This is a genomic window from Hydrogenophaga sp. ANAO-22, from assembly GCF_042466645.1.
Classification (GTDB): Bacteria; Pseudomonadota; Gammaproteobacteria; order Burkholderiales; family Burkholderiaceae_C; genus Hydrogenophaga.
In genome coordinates, this window is sequence record NZ_CP159956.1 from 4,244,298 (window position 1) to 4,269,099 (window position 24,802).

The following is a 24,802-nucleotide window of genomic DNA, read 5'->3' on the forward strand; positions in this document are numbered from 1 at the left end:
GAGCAGCTACTCGTCATTGGTGGTCAAGGTGGCAGACAGGGATGCGCTACCTGTGCGAGCGATTCCATACGCTACTGGTTGGACGATTTCGCCAGACGTGGTCGCGAGAGAGTTTGCGCGAGAGTCCGGGGCGTTCCAGGGAATGGAGAATACCGACACCTACCACTTGGTTGACGGTGTCCCTACAAAACTGCTCCCGAAGGAATGGGACCGGTACGTGGCAGCCGTGCAAGGCTTGGAAGCCGAACTCCGCGAGCAGTTCGCCAGCAACGAGCAGGGCTACGCGGCTTGGTTGTCGAAGTCCGTTTCCAAGCTCCCCGCAGGTGTGTTCGTGTGGCTCGACGAGTTCACCGCCGATTTTGAGCACGACTACGGGCCCGGGCGGTGGTCGATGATGGACGAGCGTGAGGGTGACCGTGACTTGAAACTCTCACCTTATCTGGAAGATGCAGTCCTCAACATGGCGCTGGAGGGGTTCGAACGCAGGCAGCCCCTCGCCACGTATTCATCTGAAGATTCCCACGCTGGCGTAGTTGAGTTCCTTCAGAACAAAAAGCTCATTGACTGGCGGTACTGGGTCGAAAACATGAAGACCTTGGGCTCTGGGGAGGCGGCACGTTTGATGCAGGGCTTGGACCCTGACCTTTACCATGACCTCGGTTCACGCCCGGTTCCCAGCTACGACGCCACGGCCCCATGCGCGGCAGCCAAAAGCATTGAACGACTAGCGACAACCAACGGGCTGGATAGGTTGTCTCCTGAAGAATGGTGCCGTTGGGCCATGGAGAACAACTTTCGCGTGCATCGAGGCTTCTTCTTGGCTGGGCTGGGGAGGTATCTCAAGGAGAACGAAGATGCTGTCTTGGCCTCAATGCCGCCACCTGAAGCGCATCGCTGGAAGGAGGCCCATCCAGTTGGAGGCGACATGCGACAGGTGTCTACGGCGTTCGCTGGCCACATAAGCACCATGTGCCGGTCGTTTCCCGAGTTCTGCGCAGAGGTTGAGGAACGGCTTGCAAAGTGGCGTAGAGGTAGATACACGCTCGTCGAGGCCGCGCAAGTCATCGCGGACCTCAGCCCCGGCTTGGACGCCAAGTCGCTTTCCGAGCAGATGGATGCAGCCATTCACGCGAAAAAACTCACCCTCCGGCTTAACAACATTCGCGTAGAACGCGAGTTCATCCCCAAGACCCACCTTTGGCACCGCGACCTGTTTCAAGAGGACGTAAATGCCTGGCTCGCGGATGAGTCCATCGGGGAAGAGGTGAGGCTGAGCTTTCCGTATCTTGATGAGCTGGTGCCAACAAAGAAGCGTTTGGCAAAAGGCGACACGATTGACTTTGCGGTTCTGGCCACGCGTGACGAGTTGATTGCAGCATTCGGAGCATTCACCGGCATGAACTTGAGTTGGTTCAAAAACTTAAGCGACACCCCGGCACTTAAGGCGGCTCGGAGGGTCACAGGGCAAGGCCAAAGGGGGAGAACTGTCGAGCCGCTCTTCTGCCCGTTCGAAGTCATGCAGTGGCTAATTAGTCCTAAGCGCAAGAAGGGCCGCCCACTCGGACAGGAAAAGGCTTGGGAGAGGTTGGAGCAACACTTTCCAAAGGTATACGCGCTGAGGGAATTGGCCGACCCACGTTAGGGACCAAGCAGGGTGAAACAGTGGTCCAGTCAGGGTTAGCACCCTGAACCGGGCGGGGTTTTAGAGCGAGAGGGCGCGGGGTTGAGTGACGAGTCTTCACCCCGCCATCGGAATTCGGGGTACGTAAACAACCGAAAGGTTCCGACTCATGGAAACCCTCTCCGCAACTCGCCGAATCACTTCGAGCGAAAACCTCACGCCCAAGCAGACAGCTGAACTGCTGAACCTGCCCCAAGCGACCTTGTCAGTCTGGAGAAGCACCAATCGGGTGGTGCTTCCATTCTTCAAACTCGGCCATCACGTCCGCTACCGCCGCTCAGACATTGAGCGATTCATTGAGCAGAACCTGCGTAATGCTTCGGTGGAGGGCTCGAAATGAAAACGCCCGAGCTTCCTTACGAAAACCCGAGCGCCCTAGACAGCCTCGATTCTAAACAGTCTTTCCGTTTCACGCCACGTCAAACCCGTGTACTTGTCGCTCTGGCCGATGCCGGCGGATGGGTGTCACGCGAAGAGGTTGACCGCATTGCAGGTGCCTCCAACGGCCCGCAAATCATCATGGAACTTCGGCGCAAGGTCGCTGGCCATGATGGCATAGAGATGCAGAGGACCGAAGTCCAGGACCGCGACGGAAAATTCTGCAAGCCTGGCCGATACCGCTTGACTCTGAGTGGTCGCGAGCGTGTTCAGAAGGCGCTGTCGCTTTTGGTGGAGGCCGCATGAAAAAGCTCCCACGCAGCGTTTCGCAACCCGAGCAACTTTCCTTCCTGGAGCCGCCACCATTCGCGCCCCAGTGGCCCACCCGTGGAACGCTCGCCGACAAAGCTTTGGGCATGTTGATGGACGGACAAGTATTCGACCATCCAGACTTTGAATGCCGCACGCAGAGCTGGCGTCTCGGAGCGGTGGTCTTCACCTTGCGCACCTTGGGCTGGCCCATTGAGACCATCGAGATTCCCAGCCCCACGGAGTCCTGTGCCGACCGCGTCATCGCCTTGTACCGCCTGGACGGCAAGTACACGGCGCAGGCGCTGGCCATGAACGGGAGGTCTCATGCTGACCATGGTTAACGAGCGAGCCCGAGACGCCTTGTACGCCATACCCGCCGACCTTTCGCGTGACGAGTGGGTTCGGGTGGGAATGGCCGCACACGCAGCCGGGCTGGAGTTTGACGTGTTCAACGACTGGAGCGCTCAGGCTGGGAACTACAACGAGCGTGACGCCCGCGACACCTGGCGCAGCTTCAAACCGGGCAAAGGGGTAGGAGCTGGAACGCTTTTCAAGGCCGCCGCGCAGAACGGCTGGCGGGTGGATGGGCAGAAACCAACGGCCGCCCGTGCGCTCACGCCCAGAAAGCCGCAGGAGCGTCCAAATCGAGGGCGGCAAGGGGTAGGCCCCACCGACGTGTGGGAGCGCTGTAAGCCCGCTTCTGCAGAGCACCCCTACATCCAGCAGAAGCAGGGGGTTCCCGATGGCCTGCGTGTCGTACCTAGCGGTGACCCCCTGGTCATCGCTGGCGAGTGCATGGCAGGGGCGCTTGTTGTTCCTGTTCGCCGTCTGGATGGCTCCATCTCTAGCCTGCAGCTCATCGCCGCTCCTGAGGGCGCTGCGCGATTGAAGGCCGCAGGGCGACCGGGGAAGCTGAATTTTCCGGGCGCAAGCTTGGAAGGGTGGCACGTCGTTGGCGACCTCGGTCCTAGTGCCATGGTGTTTCTGTGCGAGGGCATCGGGCAGGCTTGGGCCGCTTGGAAGGCAACAGGTCGTCCCGCGGTGGTGTGCTTTGGCTGGGGCAGGGTTCGGGCGGTTGCGACCGAGCTGCGCGCATCTGACCCCTCTGCGCGTCTGGTGGTCGTTCCGGATGTTGGTAAGGAGGCCGAGGCGAAGGCGCTCGCACAAGAGCTGCGCATTGAGTACGTCGCGATGCCTGAAGGGTGGCAGCAGAACTCGGACATCAACGACCTGGCGCAGCGTGACGGAATGGATGCTGTGGAGGCACTTCTGTCCAGCCCAACGGCACCCGCGCAACGGTACAAGCTGCTGCGCGCTTCTGACCTGGCGGCTCTCCCACCGTTGGCCTGGCGCGTGCGTGGTGTTCTGCCCGCTGCTGGCCTGGCGGGGCTGTATGGTCCTAGCGCATCCGGGAAATCGTTTCTGGCACTGGACATGGCCGCCGCCATTTCTGAGGGTGCGCGCTGGTTCGACTGCCGCACGGAGGCAGCCCCGGTGGTCTATGCCGCACTGGAGGGCGAAGCGGGGTTTCGTCTGCGCGTGGCAGCGTGGGAGGCCTATAGGGGGAGAAGTCTGCCGAGGACGCTGCACATGCTCCTGCAGCCGTTCAAGTTGACCGACATGCGGGACGTGCACGACCTTGCGGCTGTTGTTCCCCAGGGTGCGGTGGTTTTTCTGGACACCCTGAACCGGGCCGCGCCAACCTCGGACGAAAACAGCTCCAAGGACATGGGCGAGATTCTCGAAGCGGCGAAGCACCTGCAGGCGCTCATCGGCGGATTGGTGGTGCTGGTGCATCACACAGGCAAGGACGCGACACGCGGGCTCCGTGGCCATAGCTCTCTGTTCGCGGCCATGGATGCAGCGGTCGAGGTGTCCCGAGAAGGTGAACGCAGGGAGTGGCGCGTGGCGAAGTCCAAGGACGGCGCAGACGGGGATGTAAAGGCCTTCCGGCTTCAAATCGAAATGCTCGGAACCGACGCCCAAGGGGAGGCCATCACATCGTGTGTGGTGGTGCGCGACATGGTCTCCGAGGAAGTCACCCGGGCGAAACTACCTGCAGGGGGCAATCAGCGGCTCGTGCTTGAGGCATTGCGGCCACTGTTCAAGGAGGGTCAGAGCGGTAAGCCAGGCGCACCACCGTTGCGCCCCTGCATTGAGCTTGATGCTGCTGTGCTCGCTGGCGCTGCTCGCCTTACATGCCCCACAGATAAGCGGAACAGCCGCGCCAGAGAAGCCATCACCGGTCTTCTGGCCCGTGGCGTTCTCGGCCTGAATGAGGGGTGGCTATGGTTGGCATGAGTCTCCGAACTTCGCCGTTTTCTCCATTTTCGGAGAGTGTCGGAGTCTCCGAAAGTCTCCGCTCCCCCTATAGGGGGGAGGAGCGAACCGGAGGAGACTTCGGCGACACCATCAGAAGTGATTTCTCCCGGTTGGGGTGGGAGCCCCCGGAGCCATCAACCCGGTGTGGTGCCTGGTGCATGACGACTACCAACGCTTCCTGGCTGAATACTCTTTGGCCAAGGCGTCAGTCACTGCTGTCGTTGCTGACATGCGCGACCACATCGAGATGCCGCCCGGTTACGACAGCTTTGCCTTGGGGCGCTCACGCATCCACGGTCGCGGGCTGTTCTGCACGCTGCCGGTTCCGGAGGGCAAGCCGGTGGCCATGGCACGGGTCGGCGCATGTCGCACAGTGGCCGGACGGCTCACGAACCATTCACCGCTTCCCAATTGCGTGTTTGTGCCCGAACCCGAAGGCCTTGTGATGTTGAGCCGCCGCACGCTGACGCCTGGTGAAGAACTGACAGTCGATTACCGCCAGGTCGGATGCGTGAACGGCTGGGGGCTTCGTCCGGTGGCAGGGGAGGTCGTGACCACTCTACGGTGGCGAGCGCTTGCCCTTCGGCGTTTGGGGGAGCCTTGGGCGAACTGGTGCGAGGCGTCCCATGACGAGCTGGCCCGCGACGTGGATGGCTTGTTGAGACGCTTCGGTTACTTGCCATCCATCGACATGTCCCCTGTTGAAAAACAATCAAAGGAAATCAAATGAATGCTCCAAGCAAGAAACTAGCGAAGCCCTCCAAGAAGGTAGCCCCTTCACCCGCTGATAGCAGCAAAGAACCCCCGGCGAGCAACGTCCTGCAAATTGAGGGCGACCCGAAGGACATGGAGAAGCTTTACGCCGAAAGTGCGGTGAGCGGGATGGTGTCCAACATGATGCTCATGCAGAGCTTTGGGAAGCGCGTGAACGGAGATGTTGGCATCACACCTGCGGTCAAGGCTCTTCGGGCCACCATGAAGGATGTGCACGCCGGCAACCTGCAAAGTTCAGAGACGCTGCTTTACAGCCAGGCCGTGGCGCTCAATGCGATGTTCGCGGAGATGGCATGTCGTTCTGCCCTAAACATGGGTAGTTACCCCCAAGCTGCGGAGAGCTACATGCGTCTTGCTCTGAAGGCCCAGAGCCAGTGCCGGAACACCCTGGAGACGCTCGCCAACATCAAAAACCCGCCTGTAGTGTTCGCCCGCCAGGCCAACATCTCCAACGGCCCGCAGCAGGTGAACAACGGGACGGCGAGCCATTTCGAGACCAGTACGCGCGCACATGCGCCCGCGCAGGCGTGCGGAGAAAACGAAAACCAGCAAACCAAACTTTTAGATGGAACACAGCATGGCAGCACGGTCTTGGACGCAGGAACAGCGGGAACGACAGCGCGAGGCCATCAAGCGATGGAAGCCGTGGGAGCAGTCCACCGGACCGAAGAGTAAAGACGGCAAGGCCAGGGTTAGCAGCAACGGTTGGAAGGGCGGAACTCGCCAGATGCTCCGCGACCTGGCCCGTGAACTCGCTCGACAAAGGGAGGCACTGGAAGCCTTCCCCAGTGACTAAGCAATCCCGTAAGTACTTGCTGCGTTTGGACCTTTTAGCATCGCTCGCCTGTGACTCGCATTTAAGATGGCGCCGTCTGCAGCAACGCTGCAAGGGAGCGACCAATGGGTTTTGCGGTACTTCATGTTGGCGGGGCGTTCTTGGCGTCCTTCGCGTTTGGCCTGCTTGTTCTTGCCATAGGCGCGTGGGAAAAGCAGAGCGTCGAGAAGCGTCGCCTGCAAGAGATGGCTATCTCGCTCGGTGTGCCTGTCACCTCCCTAGAAAGCGAAGAGGTGGTGCCCAAAGCGATTCAGTACTCATCTGCGCGCCACAGCGGGGAGCTATTGCGAAACAGGTTCGCCGACTTGTGCGGCATTGTTCGCACGTCCTGGGGCTACCTTGCCCACTTTGCGCAAGTCGTTGCCATTGGTCTTGTTGGGTGGCAGATGTACGACTCCGGCTCAGAGAATGCCGTGCTGATGTGGAGTGTCCCAGCCCTCGCTTTCTTCTTCTGGCTGACGAGCGTAATGTTCTCGTTTGCCTGCCTCTTGGTTACCGGTCGTTATCCGGGTGAACCCAAAGCGTCTCGCGCAGCACTTGCGGCGTTCATCGAGCAGAGAGATATAGCCAGCAACGGTTCGTCGAGGCCCTTGACGGCGGCGTGGGATGCATAGTGGACCAATTCATCGCTGAGTGCTTGTCACGGGTCAGAAAAGTGACTGCTGCCTGATTTGCGAGCATTTCCCCAGCAGGAAGGTTTCGAGGGTCTGGCAATGGCTGGTTGATGCAGCTAGTGCAGACATGCAACTTCACTGCCCCTGCATCAGGTATCGCAGTAAGCGGCTGTTGTTGGGTTCGGCAAGTGCAACTGACTCACGATACAAGTCCGAAATGATTAGGCAGTATTTCTTTTTGTCGAGGTTTGGCGCCTGTAAGTTCTGCAGACCCAGCAACTCTTCCTGTGTGTACTTCTGGAGGAGCTTTCCGAGCACCGTTTCCATGTCTGCTGCAACGTCAGCGTCTGCAACTGGAGTCCTAGAAGTTCCTGCAGCCGAAGTCACCACCTCTGCAACAAGATTGAGTTCGTGGTTTGCGACCTCTCTACCCAGCAGCGTGGTGAAATCAACGGCTTCACCGGGAGCTGGGTTGACATACGAGAAGCAGGCCGTCCCTTCTTTGGCATGCAGAAGGGTGGTCGCATTGATGAGATGTTCAGCAAACCTTACTAAAACTGGGTCAGACGCATGTGGCAAGCGCTTTGCAGCTACCTCGCCCAGGATTGGACGCGTGACGGCCCACGTTCGCTCTTGAGGCCACTGTTTCGCAGTTCCTTCTTCAATGGCAGCCACAACCCGTTTGTAAGACTCTGGTTCGTATTGCTGAAGTGCGCGATAGATGGGCAGTTCCAGCAAGCCCGACTCGACTTGCTGCGCTCTTATGTTTGGTTCAACAAACTCTCGCCCGAGTGCGAGAGCAGCTGCGAAGACCACGACATGCAAAACATTTGCGCTCTTGGAGTTGCTCTTCCCAAGTAATTTGAGGATGCCCATGCTGAGCACCACAGCCACTGCCCCAGCCCCGGCGCCTACGACCATACCAATCCAGTTCATTCGCTTCCCTCCCAATGCGTGATTAAAAGTGGTGTCAGCTCACTGCCTCTCAAAAAGCCGCGCAGTGCGTTGATACAGAATAACCTTTCGAGACGTCACCTTGATTGAGCGACGTTTTTTTGAGCGCATGTGAGAGGGTGTCACGTTGTAGGAGAGGAAGACCCAGAAGCACCTTCACCTCGTTGCTGTTGTCTGAGGATGCAGAGGGATGACTTCTGCGGGTGCCTTGAGCCCTGCGGCTTCAAACATGGCCGAAGTAGCACGGCCAATGGAATCTCGGACTGGGTCTGTGTCCAGCCGCGCATAGACTGCAGTAGAAGCTGGATGTTTGTGATTCAGACTCTTTCCGATGAGAACCAAACTAGCACCGGTGCGTGCCTGCCAACTCCCGAGCGTTCTTCGCAAGTCATGCTGCCGGATGTTTCTCAATCCCGAACGCTTCAGGACACGGGCCCATGCCTTCGTCAAACTGCCTATGTGGCCAGTCTTACTCTTTCGTCCAGCAGGAAAGACGAACGGGCAGCCTTTCTGGGCGTTTCGCTCGCGTTCACGCAGAAGGAATACGACCTCCGGCACCAGTGCCACCGTCTGGGGTGTTCCATTCTTTGTTAGGGGGATGTGCCACTCTGCATTCTCCAAGTCCAACTCGTCCCACCTCATTGCATGGACGTTTGCTCGCCGCACACCTGTAAGTAGCTTCGTGAGGAAAGCGTCTCGTGCGGCTTGATTTGGCTCTTCTTCAAGAGCCTGGAAAAAGGGTGCCAACTCCTGCGGGAGCAAAAAACGCTCGCGGGACTTTTGCACGAAACGGGTGTGCCCAGTAGCTGGGTTTGTTCCGACAAAGTAGGCTCGCACTGGCTTAGCGGCAAAGTTGAACATCGCCCGCAACTGCTCCATTGCCCGATTGGCTGTGACTTGCCCTGTAAAGGTGACCGTAGACAACTTTGCGGGCTTCTTGAGCGTCGGAAGCGGACCGCGTCGCCTTATTGCTTGGCGAGCCGCTATTTCCTTCCGTTCCTCCTGCTGAAGCAATTCGCGAGCGTCCGCTTCCTCTTTGCGCCTGCGAAGAATCAACTCAGGCAGAGACTGATGCCACTTTGCGACGTCTCTTCCCGTAACTTCTGACAAGCGACGATTCCCGAAGTAGGGAGCGATGTAGAGACGATGCGTCAGCTCAAGGGACTTGCAGCCTCGGACACTCAGCTTGGAGTGCTTCAGGTACTCAACATAGAGGTCGTTTACGGTCATCTCACCTCTTCGCTCGCGTGCCGAGCTGGCGGGGCTGACGCCGCTAGCCTGCTGACCGGCAATCTCCACAGCTCGCGTACGCGCCTGTTCGGGCTTCACAGATGGAAATTTCCCCAGAGTGACACGCTCCACCTTGCTTGAACCTTTTGCGCGTCCTACGCAGGAGAATGTCTTCACGCCTCGGTTCGTTACCCGCAAGTACAACCCGGGCACCCGCACGTCCTTGTACTCCTTGCGACCTTCCACAGGGGTGGGCAAAGCCTCAATTGCGCGGATTGTGAAGTCCAGTTTCTCTGCCATGTTGTTCCCCGGGTAACATTGGGGTAACAGCATACCGCGAACTCACGAAACATTGCGAAATGACCAAAGCTACATCCACAGAGGGAAAACAGGTGAACGAAATCAATCGGAAACATCCGAATATGGGTGGCTCTTTCTCTACGAACCAAGGGGTCGTGGGTTCAATTCCTGCCAGCCGCACCAGAACATCGTTCTAGATCAACGGGTTAGCTCCAAAAGAGCTAGCCCGTTTTTCTTTGCTGCGGGACTTTTGCGGGACTCGGAATTGATCATCAGCATCCGAGGCTCAAGTCCGTGTGCCAGCTTTCCGCAGCGCATGCTCCGCTTTCAGCGCCTGGAGGCTCTTGTTCCAGCCATTGGTCGGCTGTGTGATCTTCTCCAGAGCTTCATGAAGTTCTCGAATCTGGGCCATTGAGTAGTGGTTGGTGACGGAGCGATTGCTGTGCCACAACACGTCTCGTCGAGTCGACTCACTGACTCCTGCCTCACGCAGTCGCATGCCCACGGTGTGTCGAAGGTCGTGGACACGCAGATCGCCCAGTGCTGCTCTTGAGCGTGCTGCCTGCCACGCACTGTTGTTCATTGCCTTAATTGGGCCCAGTGTTGTCTTCCATTGAAAACTGACCCAGTTAGAGCTGCAATTTCCATTTAAAGCTGACCCACGTAAGAACCCTATCCTGCTGCTTTTGACAGCAGGAGATTTCAGGAGTGATAGACGTGGCGACACTGAGTGTCATAAGACGCTGGGCATTGCGCGAGCAGATGTCCATTCGCGAGATCTCCAGGCGCACAGGCCTGGCTCGCAACACCGTTAAGAAGTACCTGCGGGCGGGCGATGAAGAACCCCGCTACGCCAGGCGTGCGAGCTCCAGCAAGCTCGATCCCTACGCCGACAAACTCTCAACCTGGCTATCGATCGAGGCAACAAAGTCGCGCAAACAGCGGCGCACTTTGCTGCAGCTCCACACATCCCAAGTCTGAAAAGGAGAAAACGAAGCACTTATCCACACCGTGAGCTACTTTGCTCACAAAGCGGGTGGGTCAGTATTCGATGGAAATCTCGGGTCAAAGATCGGTGGAATTCAACACTTGTATGGGTTGCAGTGAAGAGTCACCCTGAAGTATTCACCTCACCACGATCTGTTGTTGATCGAGCTGATGGTGACTACGTCACTTCATCCCACTCCTGGCCAAGTCAGGCCGACGCCTTTCGGTTCCTTGTTCGTTCGTACGCGGGTCCGAATATGCTCTTAAAGCTTGCATCGAACGGGCTGGCAACGGATGCTCCTTCCTCCAAGGGATTGGCAGCATTGACTTGGATGTTTTCAGGTACGCCAGTGGGAACCGATAGATTCAGGGGAGCGACTGACGCTTTAACTGCAGTTGGCGTGGGATGCAGTTGGCCGAAAGGCGGCAAGCTCCAGCGGCCCATGGCCATTCGGAACTGGTAGCCCAAGTGGACCAACTGCAGGATCTCCATGTTGAGACCTGCAGGGCTGATCCCCTTGAGATAGTCCAGGACTCCAACTCCATCGGGGGGAATCGTGACTCGGACCCGCAGAGCTTCGTCTGGATTCTGTGATCGTTTTCGTTGCGCCATGGTGTGATCCCTTTGATCAACCGTTCGCGTAGGCTTCATTCGCAGCGTAGTCGGCGACTACTTGGAAGCCGCGCACGTTGGAGAAGGTTGAGCCACCATCCATCTTCAGGCGGCGCCGCAGTCCGGGTGCGTGTTCACGGAGAAATTCAAAGAACACCGCACCACCACCACCGCAGACCAAGATGTTGTCAAAGTCATTCAAGGCGCCCACCGTGTTTAGCATTGCCTCGTAACCCCTGCGCAGGACCTCGTTGATGGCACCCTTGTATCGGGCCATTTCGTAGTCCTCGCCGCCAATGCGAACGGTTTCCCGGTTGTCGCGGATGGCCAGGTCAATCGCCTGAATCACACCGTATTGATTCTTGAGCTCCGGATTGATCGCTTTGGCCACTTCGTACGCGCACGCCAGCATCGACTCTGGATGAGCACCCGACCGTTCGTAGTTGGGGACCTTGTCGTAGGCCGCCAGAAAGTCAATCGTTCCGCCGCCCACGTCGACCACGAGATTCCACCCGCTCATCTCGAAGTCCTTGTGAGTGAGGCCGTAGTAGTAGAGGGCTCCGAGGGGTTGCACCATGACGGAGGCGTTCAGCACCGTTACGTGCCTTGCACCCACTTCAATATCTGGGCTGGTCACGGCGTGCCGACCGATGACCAGCTCGCGCAGGTGGTTCTCGTATTCGTCAAAGGTGTTGAGGGGGAGTCCTACGGTCAGGTGCTGAATCGTCATCTCTTTCGGATTGCCTTCATCGACCAGCATGTAGTGCATAGCCCCCCGCATGAGCGCGAGGTAGGAGGGAGAGGTGCAGTAGTCCTTCATGACGTGGCGTGGCTGGAGCCCCTTGAGGTGCATCTCGACCCCACGACCGGCAAAGTGTGGCACCCCATCGATTTCGCTGATGCATCCGTCGGCCCCAAGGGTGCCGGGTGCATGTCGGAAAGTGGCGCCCGCCCGCAAGGTGGCGGTGATCGACGGAAACAGGTCCGCATGGATGATCGGGACACCTCGTGCCACCTTGTGGCCACAGGTGAACTTGGTATTGGCGTAGCCCACGTCGATGGCTCGTGCGGGAACAGTGATCAGATGTGCGTCGCGTTTCATAGGTCTCTCCAGGTTTCTTGTCTGCACAAAATTGTGCTGCTGGGCATTCTGTTGGGGCCTTCGCACCTCTGCAAGCGATGCGGACCAGTTGTTGGCCACGGGAGGCCAAGCCGGGCCAGTGCAGGCCACACACCGTATCTCTTGCGAAGCGAACCCTTGTCCATGCTGTTGTAGTGGCCAGGGCGGGCCACCTGAGGTCACTGGCGGCCACAAAGCATCCGCGCGGGAGGCGAGTCCCGGCAACCACGTCAGGGTAGGGGCCGCAGGAGGCCATGGCAGGCCAGTTGCGGCTACGACGCGCAGTGCGCACGCAGGGCTGAAGCTGGCTTCTTCGAAAGTGAGGCCACGAGTGGCCATGGGCGGTCACAACGTGTGGGTCAGCCAGAGAATCGCGCCTCACTGCGGTGTGAACCTTCGTGTGGATACGCGCAATCAGGTGGCTCTATTGATGTAGGGAGCTAGAGGGCAGGGCTGCCGCTTTTTGTTTCCTCAATCGAAGGATCGTTTTACGCGTTCAAGTACCGTGTTGATGGCGAGATATCCACAGGGCCCTTTCAACCAACCCACTTTGCGTGTCTGCAGGAGTGGTGGCAACCAGAGTGATAAGAAGGCTTTTGATCTGAAATGACTTTTTTGCCGTTTGGCATGAATGACACGCTGCGGGAGAGTGTTTTGCCATCTGTGGACAAGGGCTCGGGCAGACTGCGTTGAGCGGTACCTATACCCAACTGGTCCGCATCACAAGACAAGACTGCAAACAGCATCTACTATTCCTTCACCTGTACCTCTGGTACTTAGACATCCCAGTGATGTCCCACTCCCTACACAGGGAAAACCGCTAACCGACGCTTCACCATGAGTGTCCTAAGGCAACAAGCCGACTTCCCACATCGGAAGTCGCAAACCAAGACGGTGCTCTGTATGGAGCGTCGCAAAACAGGTCGAACAACGACCAGCTGCTGAGCCCGCGACGCGGTTCAGAAGTGGCGACCCCGAATGGGGACTGCCCACAGCAAGCCAATCAGGTCTTCCTTCTTGGAAGCCGCCAGCCAACGCTCTGAGCTACGGAGCGGGTGTGGACGCGCAAGCGTATAGATCAACTCACGTTTTGACTTTGCTCTGACGACTACCTGCGGGTGGTTTGTCACAAGTACCTCCCGCCTGGCGCGTTAGCCGGGAGCCCTCAGGGCCTAAAAAGGGGCAGGTTGGACAAGCAGCAAAGGACAACGCCGCCAAATCAGTCTGGCGGTGAAGTGAGTTCACCCGGGTAGTGAATAACTACCCCGGTCTAGCCAGCCCACATGGCTCTGTCTGAACAAGACAGTACCCCCCCAACGCCATAACTGCGTTGGGGTGCTCATCCAGCAAGGATGGGGGTCACACGGGGATTCCACCTGTGCCGGCAGGACAGCTTGCTAACGAAAAACGGAAATCACCGAAGACTGACGTGCCATGCCCAGGGGCCTTGTACCGGGCGACCAGTAGCAAAAAGACGAATGAAAAGCCAGAGCGATCTGGCGGTTTGGGCCTGCCTGAAGGTTTAGGCATGCGGGTGCGTTGGGCGCCCGCAGGTGTTAACCCTCATCACGACGAAAGTCACAACAGGAGAAAGAGAAATGGCGAAAGCATCAGGCAATGGTCGCGGCAAACGTCGCGCACACCAAGTGAAGTCACGTGCGGAAACGCTCACCAGGGGCGGCCCGGGCAGTGCACAGCTGCGCGCCCAAGAAGCGATCAAGGCGCATCCCAACGACCCGCGGCGGCAGATGACGTATTTTCTGCAGGATCTGGACCTTCAGTCCTTCACCGGCCGCAAACGAGTCGTCGCTGAGAAGACTCGCACGGCGTTCGGACGCACTCTGATGAACATCATTCAGGATCTGCGAAAGCTGAACATGCCTATTCAGCGCATCGACGAGATTGGGCAGCGTCACGCTGTGGTGCTGACTGCGTACTGGGCAAATGATCTGGGTCACAGCAGCTCGACGATTCAAAACAAGTTGTCGGCGATTCGCAAGTTTTGCGAACTCATCGGCAAGATGGAAGCGATCCCGAAGCGCGAAAAGCTCTACGTGGCACTGGAGGCGAAAGGTGTTGAAAAATCCGCCGTGACGCGTGCGCAGGTGACTCACGGCAGCAAGAGCTGGAAGGCGGCCGGGGTGGATGCCCAAGCGATCATCGAAGTGGTCGCCGTCGAAAACCCTCAGGAGGCCATCCTGTTTGAGCTCGAACTGAACTTCGGCTTGCGTGTCAAAGAAGCGCTGAGCTTTCGCCCGCGTGAGGCCGAGCGCCGTGATGGCATTGCAATCAAACTTGGCACGAAGGGTGGCGCGGGCCGCTTTGTGCCCTTCATGAAGGATCCTGTGAAGCAAGCCAAACAGCGCGATGTTCTTGAGCGCGCGCGCGCCTGGGCTGATGAGCACAACAACAAAGGTGAGATGGGCTACGAGCGCATGACGATGGAAGAGGCGCGGACCAAGTACTACCACGTGCTGCGCAAGTACGGCATCAACCAGAAGGCGATGGGGGTCTCGAGTCACGGCCTGCGTCACCAGTTCGCAGCAGACATGTTCGAAGACATCACCGGCCACCGCCCGCCAGCTGAGGGTGAGGAGACGCCAGCGTGGTTCAAACAGAACCGTGAACTGGTTGACCACGCGTACAAGAAGGTGTCAGAGGCTCTGGGCCACTGGCGCAAGGACATCTCCACGGCCTATCTCAGCTCGGTCTCCATGATGAGCAAGCAGCAAAAGCTGCGCATCGAAAAGCGGATCGAGATGTTTCAGAACACGCCCGGCGTCGCCACGGGTTTGCTGATGCTTGGTGTGGAGCGTGCGTGGCTGACCGGGCGTGCAGCATTGGGGATCGAAATGCCACACAACGAGCGCATCGTTCTCACCGTGAACCTTGAGGAGGGGGTCAAGTTGGAAGTGCTCAAAGATGTCCACGCGCTGCTTCAAAAGTTGCTTCCCGGCCGCGTCCTCGTCGTCCCGCTCTTGGGCGGCGGCGTTCAGCCTGAGAGCGGTGTTGAGGTGTCTCTGCGCTGATGAAGAAGGTGGGCAGGTGCAAGCCTGCCCACCGTATGGTGATGCACGATGCCTAGTTCTCAGAGCGCATTTATTCGACCTAAAGCGGGTTCTTTAGGCCGCGTGCTGTTCAATGAGCGACAAGGCTTCACGCTTGCCCATTGCAATTCTTCCCAAAATTTCCGGGACACGCGCAGCCCTTGGCGAGGCGCCGCCGGACTCCCACTTCCATATTGACAAGGAAGAGACGCCCAGCAGCTGTCCCATTTGTTCCTGGGTGAAGCCGAGTCGGGCGCGTTGGGCTTTCAGACGTTCCGCAGTGAACATCACTTTACGGCCTGGTTTTCCCCGGGGTGTATCGGGAGTGGGCTTGACCTCCGGCAAAGGTTTGGTCAACGAGCCAGAGGAGGAGGGTACCGCGCGCAACTTCTCCAGTTTCTTCAGACTCGACTGAAGCGACTTGACCTCCTTCTTCAAGGCGGAGATGTCGGTTCGCTGGCTCATCGCGATCTTGCGCAGCGCCGTGATCTCCTCGCGCAGTTCCTTGCGGGCTATGCGGGCGATCTCTTTTTTGAGGGTTTCGGCAAAGGTGGTCATGACCGCATCGTACGACAGAGCCCGCGCCGCATCCCATACTTGTATGAAAGCCGGCGTATTTTTCTGGCCGGCGAGTCGGTATTGATAATGGGCGTTTTCAACACCAATTCGTTTGGGTGCCCAGAATTTTCACACTGGTCGCATCAGCAAAGTGTGCCTCTATTGAAGGCCCCAGCTTAGGTCCGTGCGGCAGCGTTGGCCCGCGCCTGCACCTGGGCGCAGGCCTGCATCAGCTCATCAAAGGGGAGGGCATCACCCACCATGACCTCGTCTTCCAGCATCTTGGCGTAGTCAGCGGCCAGCGCGTCTCGCGCGGCCCCCTCGGGCACGATCCGCAACGCGCCCAGGATGGCGAAGGTGTAATTGATGGTCTTGTTGTCGGCGGCCTTCTCACTGAAGAACCAGGATTTGTGTTCCGCTACCTCCCAGGCCACGGCGCGATCAGCAATCACAGCATCAAAGTGTTCACTGCGCATGATGGCCGCCAGGTCGTGCCAATGGCGCGCGTACCGCTCACCCCGGATGCGTCCCTGCGCTCAGTAGACGTGTGTCGCTGTGGCCTTCTCCCAGAAGGTCCGCGCCACACCCATCACTTGGGGCAATGCCTGGGGAAACGACACACCATCGACATGACCCGCCATGTCGCAGGTGACGGGCAGCACGCCGTGCGGCTCACCGGTGGCCCGGCCACCAAACTCCAGCGTGATGACGGGTGACACATACCCAGTGCCCTGCTTGATCGCTGGGTAGTGCAGCAGGAGTGTGTCGAGGTCTGAGCCTGCGATTTCCAGCGTTGCCCCAAGTCGCTCGCGCTCAAGCGCTGCCAGCAGATGTGGCTGTACGGTCGATCCGATCCAGTCGGGGAGCCGATCCCTGACGGCCTTGCTCCATTTGCTGGCCTGGCTGCGGCTGGCCGGGAGAAAGTACCCGTCACCGGTGAGATCCGGGATCAGTTTGCGGATGTCGTAGGTGAGGTCGATGTCCTCGGAGAACCGCTCGATGATCTTGTACGCCTTGGACAGCGATGTGCCACCCTTGAAGGTGAGGTCGGCTGCAAACGGCGATTCAAACAAGACGCCGAGCGTCCAGACGACCCACAGGTCCTTCTCCAGCAGATGGGCAGGTCTGCCCGTCCTCGCCCGGGCCTGCTCCAGAACTTCGTTCTGGTCCTCCTTGTTCAAGTCGAAGTAGCGCTCAGCCACGCAGCGTCTCTTCGCCGATGGCCCTGGCCATCCAGGAGGGCAACGCCGCTCGGGCCGCAGTCAGTGCCTGCCACTCGGCGGGCGGCAGCGTGCGATGCAGGGTGCTCAGCGATTCGCTCACGTGGGAGGGCCCCATCCAGGCCAAAGCGCGCACGGCGGAGCCGGCTGGACCTGGGCCAAGCGCCAGCATCCAGCGAGGTGCGTGTTTCACCATGACCTCGGAGCGGCCGAGCTTGAGATGGCGGGTACGTCCCGAGGTCAGGTACACCTCGCGAATCGGCACCTGTTGGGTCAGCCCCAGTGCATTGGCCGCATTGGCTCCGTGAGGCGACACGACCTCGCCATGTTGGGCGGCCAGGGCCTGGACCACTTTTTCAGGTGAGGGCGCACGCGTTCCGAACCGGCTGGACACAGGCATGACGTACGTGCCCCGCGCCACACGCAACAGCTTGCCCTCTTTGGTGAGGCGAGACAAAGCCTGGTCGACCGCATCGCGGCTTCCCATGTGCAGAAACTCTTTTGGCGACAACACGCCTCCTTCGGGCAGGGACTTTGCGTGAAGCAGGATGAACTCAGGGAGCGTGACCATAGTGAAACCAGTTTATCAGAAATGCATTCCAGTTTCTGACATCAAGAATATCGTGCGTTGTCCTGAAAGTTGCTTGCTTTTCGGTAGGCCGTGCAGCGACGGGGGGTGCTTAGGATGCTAGCCAACCCACCCTTGGCGGCCTTGGTCGGGCTGCGCAGCCGCCCAGTGCCAGCCCAGTCACTGTGGCAGAGACCTGCTCATCAAGCGCCTCCGACCAAAATTCCCTCGCCCACGATGGAGATGATGTTCACGGCTTCGTTGCCGCAATGGCTGCGAGCAAGTGTCTGATCGGCAATGGGATACTTTGGCAATATTCGCAGCCAAAGGTTGGACCCCATCGAAATTGCGCCCATGACACCTGTTGAAGGATTGAGCCCGTGAGTGGACCGCTGTGAACCACGCCACCCTCGTCACGCTTCGGGACCGCCACCCCGCCTGGAGGTTGCTGGCCTCGCCGCATGCGCCGCTGGTTGCCAACTTCCTGCACCGGGTCTTCGTGGCGCCGAACGAGCGCGTCATCAGCGAGGCCGACCTGGCCGAGGCGCTGGAGGACGAACTTTTTGTCTTGCGAGAGCAACTCGGATCCGAGATCTATCCCAAAGGTGCTTCGGAGTACCTCAACGACTGGGCGGCTGCCGACAAGGGCTGGCTGAGAAAGTTCTACAAGCCCGGTACCGACGAGGCGCAATTCGACCTGACACCGGCCACCGAGAAAGCCATCGCATGGTTGGGGTCGCTCACGGAACGGGCGTTCGTGGGAACCGAGTCACGCCTGCTGACGCTGTTTGCGCTGCTGGAGCAGATCAGCGCTGGCACCGAGACTGATCCGATCAAACGGGTCGACGACCTGCGCAAGAAGCGAGATGAGCTCGATGTAGAGATCGCCCGCGTTCTGGCCGGCGATGCGCCCGCGCTGGACGACACAGCGGTCAAGGACCGCTTCCAGCAGTTTCAACAGCTCGCCCGAGAACTGCTGTCCGATTTCCGCGAGGTGGAGCACAACTTTCGCCTGCTCGATCGCAAGGTGCGCGAGAAGATTGCTCTCTGGGAAGGCTCCAAAGGAGCGCTGCTCGACGAGATCATGGGCGAGCGCGATGCGATTGGCGACTCGGACCAAGGCCGCAGTTTCCGCGCCTTCTGGGACTTCCTCATGTCCAGCAGCCGTCAGGAGGAACTCTCAGCGCGGTTGGATCAGATACTGGCGCTACCCGTGGTGGCTGCATTGAAGCCCGAGCCGCGCACCCGCCGCGTGCACCACGACTGGCTTGAAGCCGGCGAACACACGCAGCGCACCGTGGCGCAGTTGTCGCAACAGCTGCGCCGTTTTCTGGACGACCGGGCCTTTCTGGAGAATCGGCGCATCCTCGACTTGCTGCACGGCATTGAGAGCAAGGCGCTGGCCCTTCGGACTGCTCCCCCCACCGTTGGCTTGATGACGATCGATGCGATGGGGGCAGACGTTGAGCTTCCACTGGAGCGACCCATGTTCACGCTGAGTGTGAAGCCGCGTCTCGCTGATCTCGCGCTGGAGGTGGACCCAGCAGAAGACGACATCAACACCGCTCGATTGTTCGACCAGATCGTTGTGGACAAGGCGCGCCTGCGTGCAACGGTCCAGCATGCGCTTCGCGTGCGGGCGCAGATCACGCTGCGTGAGTTGATCAACGACGAGCCACTGCAACAAGGGCTGGCCGAATTGGTGGCCTATCTGGAGTTGGCCCACCACGGTGACGTCGTTGGCGGTGGCGCAGCATCAGTGGATGACTTGCGTGCTGTTGTTGACGAAACTGTTGAAGAGCCCATCCGGTGGATGGCGAGCAATCCAATGGGTGAACCGGTGACGCGCGAGGCGCGTCTGCCCCGTGTGATCTTCACGCGATGACGTCCGTCGTCGTGGCTTGGAAGGGAGAAGAACATGACTGAATCGCTGCACGAGAGCCCGCCGGAGGGTGCTCCACTGGCCACTTTGCCGGCTGTGCCCGAGTTGACGCAACTGATGGTGCACCTGCTCAAGGGCGTGCTCTACCGTGAGGATGATGAGCGGTTGTGGGCGAGCCTCTTTCGTTTGCAGGCGCGGGTGCGAGAACAAGCAGCGGTGCTGCTGCTCGACCTGGTTCTTGATGAAGCCGAGGGTTACGCGTTTCTCAAGAGTCGCCCCGACCCAGACGAGTCGGAGGGCGTACCTCGGTTGCCCCGGCTCGTCGCGCGGCGCCCCCTGTCCTACCCGGTGAGCTTGATGCTGGCGTTGCTGCGAAAGCGCATGGCAGAGTTCGACGCCGGAGGAGGCGACACCCGCCTGGTTCTATCGCGCGACGAGATGTCCGAGCTGATGCGGGTGTTCTTGCCTGATGGGACGAACGAAGCTCGGCTCATCGATCAAGTGGACGCAACCATCACGAAGGTGGTCGATCTGGGCTTTCTGCGTCGGCTCAAACCCGCAGCCGGCAGTGGGCTGGACAGGGGGAACTACGAAGTGCGGCGCATTCTGAAAGCCTTTGTCGACGCGCAGTGGCTGGCCGACTTCGACGCGCGGTTGGAGGTTTACCGCACGGCGCTGGCCGGCGCTGTCTCTGGCAAGCCCCAGACCGAAAGGGCGGCCGATGCTTGAGTCGCCTTCGCTGTCACTGGATTTTGTGGACGACAACACCCGGGTAGGGTTTCGCTTGCATCAACTGGAGGTGCTCAACTGGGGCACCTTCGACAAGCGGGTCTGGCGATACAACCTCGAAGGCCGCAACGGCCTGCTCACTGGCGATATTGGTTCGGGCAAGTCCACCTTGGTCGATGCCATCACCACGTTGCTGGTGCCTGCGCACCGCGTGGCCTACAACAAGGCTGCAGGAGCGGATGCTCGCGAGCGCAGCCTGCGCTCCTACGTGCTTGGTCACTACAAGAGCGAGCGCAACGAGGTCACCGGTAGCGCCCGACCCGTGGCGCTGCGTGATGCGTCAAGCTATTCGGTCATCCTCGGCGTCTTCCGCAACGAGGGTTACGACCAGGCGGTGACCCTGGCCCAAGTGTTCTGGTTGAAGGATCCTCAAGGCCAACCTGCTCGCTTGTTCGTGGCGACCGAGCGGCCGATGAGCATCGCTGAGGACTTTGCCCACTTCGGCAGCGACATCACCGCATTGCGCAAGAAGCTGCGCGCCTCGGGCTGTGAGTTGTTCGACAGCTTTCCGCCTTACTGCGCCTGGTTCCGTCGTCGCTTTGGTATTGAGCACGAACAGGCATTGGAGTTGTTTCACCAGACGGTCTCGATGAAATCGGTGGGCAACCTCACCGACTTCGTGCGCAGCCACATGCTGGAGCCGTTTGATGTGGGCAGCCGCATCGAGGCCTTGATCCGCCACTTTGACGACCTGGACCGCGCCCATCAAGCGGTGCTCAAGACCAAACGACAGGTTGAGCTGCTGACACCCCTGGTCGAGGACGGGCGTCGCCACAGTGCCTTGGTCTCGGAAATCCAGGGCTGGCGCGATGGGCGAGACGCGCTGCACCCGTATTTCGCAGGACTCAAGGTGGAGCTGTTGGATCGGCGGCTGGAGTTGCTTGAAGAGGACGCCTCCCGGTTTGATGTCCAACTCGAACGTTTGGGCGCCCAGCGCGATACTGAGCGATCGGAAATCGCGAAGCTGGAGCGCAACCTGCGCGAGAACGGTGGCAACCGGCTGGAGGAGCTGGCCGCCGACATTCGCCGCTTGGAGCAAGAAAAAGCCCAGCGCCAGCAGAAGGCCGATCGCCACACCACATTGCTGGCTCGCATTGATGAGATATCGCCAACCGACGAGGCAATGTTTCTCGATCAGCAACAAGCCATCGCTTCTCGCGCGGAAGGCTTGCGCGAACGCATCGCAGACTTGGACAACCGAGAGCGCGAGGAGGATTTTGCGTTTCGCAAGGGACGTGAAGAGCGCACAGCCTTGTCCGAGGAGATCGACAGCCTTCAGCGGCGCAGGAGCAATATTGATGCTGCCCAGGTTCGGATCCGTGATGCGTTGTGCGCCGCGCTCTCGATTGACGAAGGCGACCTGTCTTTCGCGGGTGAGCTGATCCAGGTGCGCGAGGATGAACGCGAGTGGGAGGGTGCAGCGGAGCGGCTGTTGCGAGGCTTCGGCGTCGCGTTGCTGGTGCCGGACGCGCACTACAAGGCTGTTGCGGAATGGGTGGACAGGCAGCACCTGGGTGCGCGCCTGGTGTATTTCCATGTGCGACCGAAAAAGCCAGGACAGGGTGCCAGCCTTCATCCGCAGTCGCTGGTGAGAAAGCTCGTCGTTAAACCCGATTCGCCGCACTACGAGTGGCTGGAGCAGGAACTTCGCAATCGTTTTGATGTGGCCTGTTGTGATTCGGGGGAGCAGTTTCGCCGCGAGACCCGCGCCATCACACGCTCGGGGCAGATCAAGGATCCGTCAGGCCGCCACGAGAAGGACGATCGCAGCCGCATCGACGACCGCAGCCGCTACGTGCTGGGCTGGAGCAACGCTGACAAGTTGCGGGCCTTGCGTGACCAGCGCGAGCGCCTGGAAGACAAGCTGGCCACACTGGGCCAGCGCATGGGTGAGATCCGCGATGCACGCTCGGAGCTGAAGGACCGACTGGAGACGCTGGCCCGCCTGGAGGAGTTCTCGCGATTCGCAGACATCGACTGGAGGAGCCTGGCGCGACAGATCGCGACCCTCGCAGAGGAGCACGCGCGACTTGAAGCTGCGTCGGACACCCTGCAGGAGCTGGGCCGCCAGTTGAAAGAGGTTCAGGTCAGACTGAGCGAAACAGAGACCAAGCATGGCGATGCGTTGGGCAAGCGCGGCGAAGTAAGAGCCAAGCACACGGCGGCCGAAGATTTGCGGAATCTGGCCAGTGCTGTCTGTGATGCCGTGCCGCTCGATGGCCCCCGGGTTGATCGATTGAACGACTGGCGCGTTCAGGCACTCGGCGAGCATCAGCTCTCCGTGGAGTCCTGCGACAACCGTGAGCAGGACATGCGTCGATGGCTGCAGGAGCGCATCGACGCGGAAGACAAGCGCCTGGCACGTTTGACCGAGCGCATCGTGAACGCCATGCGTGGCTTCAAGGAGGAGTTCAAGGCAGAAACGGTCGAGATGGATGTGAGCCTGGCAGCGCTGCTCGAGTACGAACGGATGCTTGATGGTTTGAAGAGCGATGACCTGCCGCGGTTTGAGGCCCGCTTCAAGGAGCTTCTCAACGTCAACACCATCAATGAAATCGCCAACTTCAACGCCCAGCTCGCCCGTGAGCGCGAGACGATCAAGGAGCGTGTTGATCTGATCAATCAATCGCTTCAGGTGATCGACTACAACCCCGGTCGCTTAATCGTGCTGGTGGCCCAGCCCAGTCCTGATGCGGAGATCCGTGACTTCCAGCAGGATCTGCGTGCCTGTACCGAGGGTGCGCTCACGGGCTCACCTGATGAACAGTATTCAGAGGCCAAGTTCTTGCAGGTCAAAGGCATCATTGACCGATTTCGTGGGCGAGAGGGACTGTCGGATGCCGACCGGCGATGGACCGCCAAGGTGACCGACGTGCGCAACGGATTCTTGTTTTCTGCGAGTGAGCGTTGGCGTGCTGACGGTGTGGAGCACGAACACTATTCCGACTCGGGTGGAAAGTCCGGTGGGCAGAAGGAGAAGCTCGCTTACACCGTGCTGGCCGCAAGCCTGGCCTACCAGTTCGGGCTGGAGTGGGGCGCCGTGCGTTCGCGGTCGTTTCGCTTCGTCGTCATCGATGAGGCGTTTGGGCGCGGCTCGGACGAGTCGGCGCAGTACGGGCTTCGCTTGTTCCAGCAACTCAATCTGCAACTGCTGATCGTCACACCGCTGCAAAAGATCCACATCATCGAACCTTTCGTGGCCAGTGTTGGCTTCGTCCACAACGAAGGAGGGCGGGATTCCAAGTTGCGCTGCCTGTCGATTGAAGAGTATCGCGCGCAGAAAGCGGAAATTCAGGCAGAAAGCCAGATGGCAGGAGACGCTGCGACCAGAGTTGATGGAGGCGCAGTGACATGAACTGGACGACAACGGAAGACCTTCGCGCCCAGGTTCAACGCTTGTGGAATCGTGGGGACTTGCTGCGATCTTCGGTTTCGAGTTCTGTGATCTGGCCCGTACGTCTGTCGCTGAAGGTGCCCAGCGCAGGCGATCTCTCTGATCGCTTCGAGGCCGTGCGGGACTGGTTGAGTGCCTTCGCCGCCACGCCTCATGTGCGGATTGAGTGGCGAGATTGGAACCATCGGGTACAGGGAGCCCAGCGTCTGCCGTCTGCCGTTTGGATCGACACGCTTCAGTTGGCATTGGCTTTGATCGGAAAAACCAGTCAGGCACAACGCTTCGAGGCGATGTGGCAACGGACCGCGATCGCGCAACCCAGGCTGCTGGATTGGATGTCCCGGCGTCCGCTGCAGGCCCTGGATCTGATCGATCGGTGGGATCGCCTCTTGGCGGTTGTTGATTGGCTGCAGGCCTATCCACGTCCCGGCGTCTACCTGCGGCAGGTGGACGCGCCCGGGGTGGACAGCAAATTCATCGAGGCCCACCGGGGGGTGTTGACCGAGCTGTTGGACTTGGCGCTGCCGCCCGAGGTTATCGACAACAGTGCGAGCGGGATATCGCAGTTCGCCCGCCGTTTTGGCTTCCTGGACAAGCCGGTGCGGATTCGGTTCCGATTGCTCGATCCAACCCTGCCCAGCTTGTCGGGTTGCCAGGAGTTGCCGGACATCACGCTGGACGCTTCGAGCTTCGCTGCGCTCGCGCTGCCCGTTGATCACGTTTTCATCACGGAGAACGAGACCAATTTCCTTGCCTTCCCGCCGGTGGCGAGAGCGATCGTCGTGTTTGGCGCGGGCTACGGCTGGGAACCGTTGGCGCGCGCTGCATGGCTGCACCGAAGCCACTTGTACTACTGGGGTGACATCGATACCCATGGCTTTGCCATACTTCATCAGCTGCGTGGCTACTTTCCCCACGCATCGTCCTTCCTCATGGACCGCGAGACGCTGCTCGCACATCCTTTGCAATGGGGCGAGGAGACTGAGCCTGCACGCCACGAGTTGTCGCGCCTGACGATGGAGGAGGCTGCGGTCTATGACGAACTGCGCTTCGATCGCATCCAATCCAGGTTGAGATTGGAGCAGGAGAGGATCGGATTTGGGTGGTTCTCAGTTCACCTCAACCGTATGTCCTCGGAGTTGCAGAGAACGACGTCACAGTTCTCGTGAGGTTGGTGCTGATCTCGATGACCCGGCCTTCTCAGCCGATTTGGGGTGGCAGGGT

The 24,802-nt window shown here is 59.6% G+C and carries 18 protein-coding genes and 2 pseudogenes; 14 read left to right on the forward strand and 6 right to left on the reverse strand.

Annotated features, from left to right (window positions below):
• The first annotated feature begins 142 nt into the window (after nt 1–142).
• The 8 genes from ABSY19_RS20515 to ABSY19_RS20550 all read left to right on the forward strand — a co-directional run bounded on the left by ABSY19_RS20515 (nt 143) and on the right by ABSY19_RS20550 (nt 6,916).
• Nucleotides 143–1,642 (forward strand): hypothetical protein, encoded by a 1,500-nt coding sequence (locus ABSY19_RS20515; RefSeq protein WP_382155482.1) that lies wholly within the window; start codon nt 143–145, stop codon nt 1,640–1,642.
• Nucleotides 1,643–1,790: 148 nt separating this feature from the next.
• The gene (locus ABSY19_RS20520) at nt 1,791–2,021 is read left to right on the forward strand and encodes a helix-turn-helix domain-containing protein (RefSeq protein ID WP_382155485.1); all 231 of its coding nucleotides are present in this window, start codon (nt 1,791–1,793) and stop codon (nt 2,019–2,021) included.
• On the forward strand, nt 2,018–2,365 hold the full coding sequence (locus ABSY19_RS20525; RefSeq protein ID WP_382155488.1) for a hypothetical protein: 348 nt from the start codon (nt 2,018–2,020) through the stop codon (nt 2,363–2,365). Before ABSY19_RS20520 ends, ABSY19_RS20525 begins: the two co-directional genes overlap by 4 nt.
• Nucleotides 2,362–2,712, forward strand: a complete 351-nt coding sequence (locus ABSY19_RS20530) for a hypothetical protein (protein WP_382155491.1) — start codon at nt 2,362–2,364, stop codon at nt 2,710–2,712. Before ABSY19_RS20525 ends, ABSY19_RS20530 begins: the two co-directional genes overlap by 4 nt.
• A complete protein-coding gene (locus tag ABSY19_RS20535; protein ID WP_382155494.1) occupies nt 2,696–4,672 on the forward strand; it encodes an AAA family ATPase in 1,977 nt (658 codons plus the stop codon). The genes ABSY19_RS20530 and ABSY19_RS20535 overlap by 17 nt, the downstream gene beginning before the upstream one ends.
• A 175-nt stretch (nt 4,673–4,847) precedes the next feature.
• Nucleotides 4,848–5,423, forward strand: a complete 576-nt coding sequence (locus tag ABSY19_RS20540) for an SET domain-containing protein (RefSeq protein ID WP_382155497.1) — start codon at nt 4,848–4,850, stop codon at nt 5,421–5,423.
• A complete protein-coding gene (locus ABSY19_RS20545) occupies nt 5,420–6,142 on the forward strand; it encodes a hypothetical protein (protein WP_382155500.1) in 723 nt (240 codons plus the stop codon). The genes ABSY19_RS20540 and ABSY19_RS20545 overlap by 4 nt, the downstream gene beginning before the upstream one ends.
• 225 nt (nt 6,143–6,367) lie before the next feature.
• Entirely contained in the window at nt 6,368–6,916 is a 549-nt protein-coding gene (locus tag ABSY19_RS20550) for a hypothetical protein (RefSeq protein WP_382155503.1), read from the forward strand.
• Nucleotides 6,917–7,051: 135 nt separating this feature from the next.
• Here ABSY19_RS20550 and ABSY19_RS20555 read toward each other — a convergent pair whose 3' ends face one another.
• Together ABSY19_RS20555 and ABSY19_RS20560 are read right to left on the reverse strand one after the other, a co-directional pair.
• Nucleotides 7,052–7,792, reverse strand: coding sequence for a hypothetical protein (locus tag ABSY19_RS20555; protein WP_382155506.1), 741 nt, complete (start codon nt 7,790–7,792; stop codon nt 7,052–7,054).
• Nucleotides 7,793–8,026: 234 nt separating this feature from the next.
• The gene (locus ABSY19_RS20560; RefSeq protein WP_382155509.1) at nt 8,027–9,433 is read right to left on the reverse strand and encodes a tyrosine-type recombinase/integrase; all 1,407 of its coding nucleotides are present in this window, start codon (nt 9,431–9,433) and stop codon (nt 8,027–8,029) included.
• A gap of 675 nt (nt 9,434–10,108) precedes the next feature.
• Here ABSY19_RS20560 and ABSY19_RS20565 point away from each other — a divergent pair.
• Nucleotides 10,109–10,366: pseudogene (locus ABSY19_RS20565) on the forward strand (IS21 family transposase); the annotation flags it as partial.
• A gap of 650 nt (nt 10,367–11,016) precedes the next feature.
• On the opposite strand, the gene ABSY19_RS20570 reads toward ABSY19_RS20565, so the two are convergent.
• Nucleotides 11,017–12,102 carry a hypothetical protein gene (locus ABSY19_RS20570; protein ID WP_382155512.1) on the reverse strand — a complete coding sequence of 362 codons (1,086 nt, stop codon included), beginning with the start codon at nt 12,100–12,102 and terminating at the stop codon, nt 11,017–11,019.
• A 1,616-nt stretch (nt 12,103–13,718) separates the two neighbouring features.
• Between ABSY19_RS20570 and ABSY19_RS20575 the strand changes: the two genes are divergently transcribed.
• Entirely contained in the window at nt 13,719–15,149 is a 1,431-nt protein-coding gene (locus ABSY19_RS20575; RefSeq protein WP_382155514.1) for a tyrosine-type recombinase/integrase, read from the forward strand.
• Between the two features lie 93 nt (nt 15,150–15,242).
• Here ABSY19_RS20575 and ABSY19_RS20580 read toward each other — a convergent pair whose 3' ends face one another.
• The 3 genes and pseudogenes from ABSY19_RS20580 to ABSY19_RS20590 all read right to left on the reverse strand — a co-directional run bounded on the left by ABSY19_RS20580 (nt 15,243) and on the right by ABSY19_RS20590 (nt 17,516).
• On the reverse strand, nt 15,243–15,725 hold the full coding sequence (locus tag ABSY19_RS20580; RefSeq protein ID WP_382155517.1) for a helix-turn-helix domain-containing protein: 483 nt from the start codon (nt 15,723–15,725) through the stop codon (nt 15,243–15,245).
• A 176-nt stretch (nt 15,726–15,901) separates the two neighbouring features.
• A pseudogene (locus ABSY19_RS20585) lies at nt 15,902–16,927 on the reverse strand (nucleotidyl transferase AbiEii/AbiGii toxin family protein).
• Complete coding sequence (locus tag ABSY19_RS20590; protein ID WP_382155520.1) at nt 16,920–17,516, reverse strand: DUF6088 family protein; 597 nt, start codon at nt 17,514–17,516, stop codon at nt 16,920–16,922. Before ABSY19_RS20590 ends, ABSY19_RS20585 begins: the two are co-directional and overlap by 8 nt.
• A 391-nt stretch (nt 17,517–17,907) precedes the next feature.
• Here ABSY19_RS20590 and ABSY19_RS20595 point away from each other — a divergent pair, with 391 nt between their 5' ends.
• Genes ABSY19_RS20595 through ABSY19_RS20610 form a run of 4 tightly spaced genes read left to right on the forward strand, consistent with a single transcriptional unit; the run spans nt 17,908 to nt 24,747 of the window.
• On the forward strand, nt 17,908–19,398 hold the full coding sequence (locus ABSY19_RS20595; protein WP_382155523.1) for a DUF3375 domain-containing protein: 1,491 nt from the start codon (nt 17,908–17,910) through the stop codon (nt 19,396–19,398).
• Between the two features lie 33 nt (nt 19,399–19,431).
• Nucleotides 19,432–20,124 (forward strand): DUF4194 domain-containing protein, encoded by a 693-nt coding sequence (locus ABSY19_RS20600; protein WP_304751494.1) that lies wholly within the window; start codon nt 19,432–19,434, stop codon nt 20,122–20,124.
• Nucleotides 20,117–23,539, forward strand: a complete 3,423-nt coding sequence (locus tag ABSY19_RS20605) for an ATP-binding protein (RefSeq protein ID WP_382155526.1) — start codon at nt 20,117–20,119, stop codon at nt 23,537–23,539. The genes ABSY19_RS20600 and ABSY19_RS20605 overlap by 8 nt, the downstream gene beginning before the upstream one ends.
• Nucleotides 23,536–24,747, forward strand: coding sequence for a DUF3322 domain-containing protein (locus ABSY19_RS20610; RefSeq protein ID WP_382155529.1), 1,212 nt, complete (start codon nt 23,536–23,538; stop codon nt 24,745–24,747). The genes ABSY19_RS20605 and ABSY19_RS20610 overlap by 4 nt, the downstream gene beginning before the upstream one ends.
• Nucleotides 24,748–24,802 lie beyond the last annotated feature (55 nt).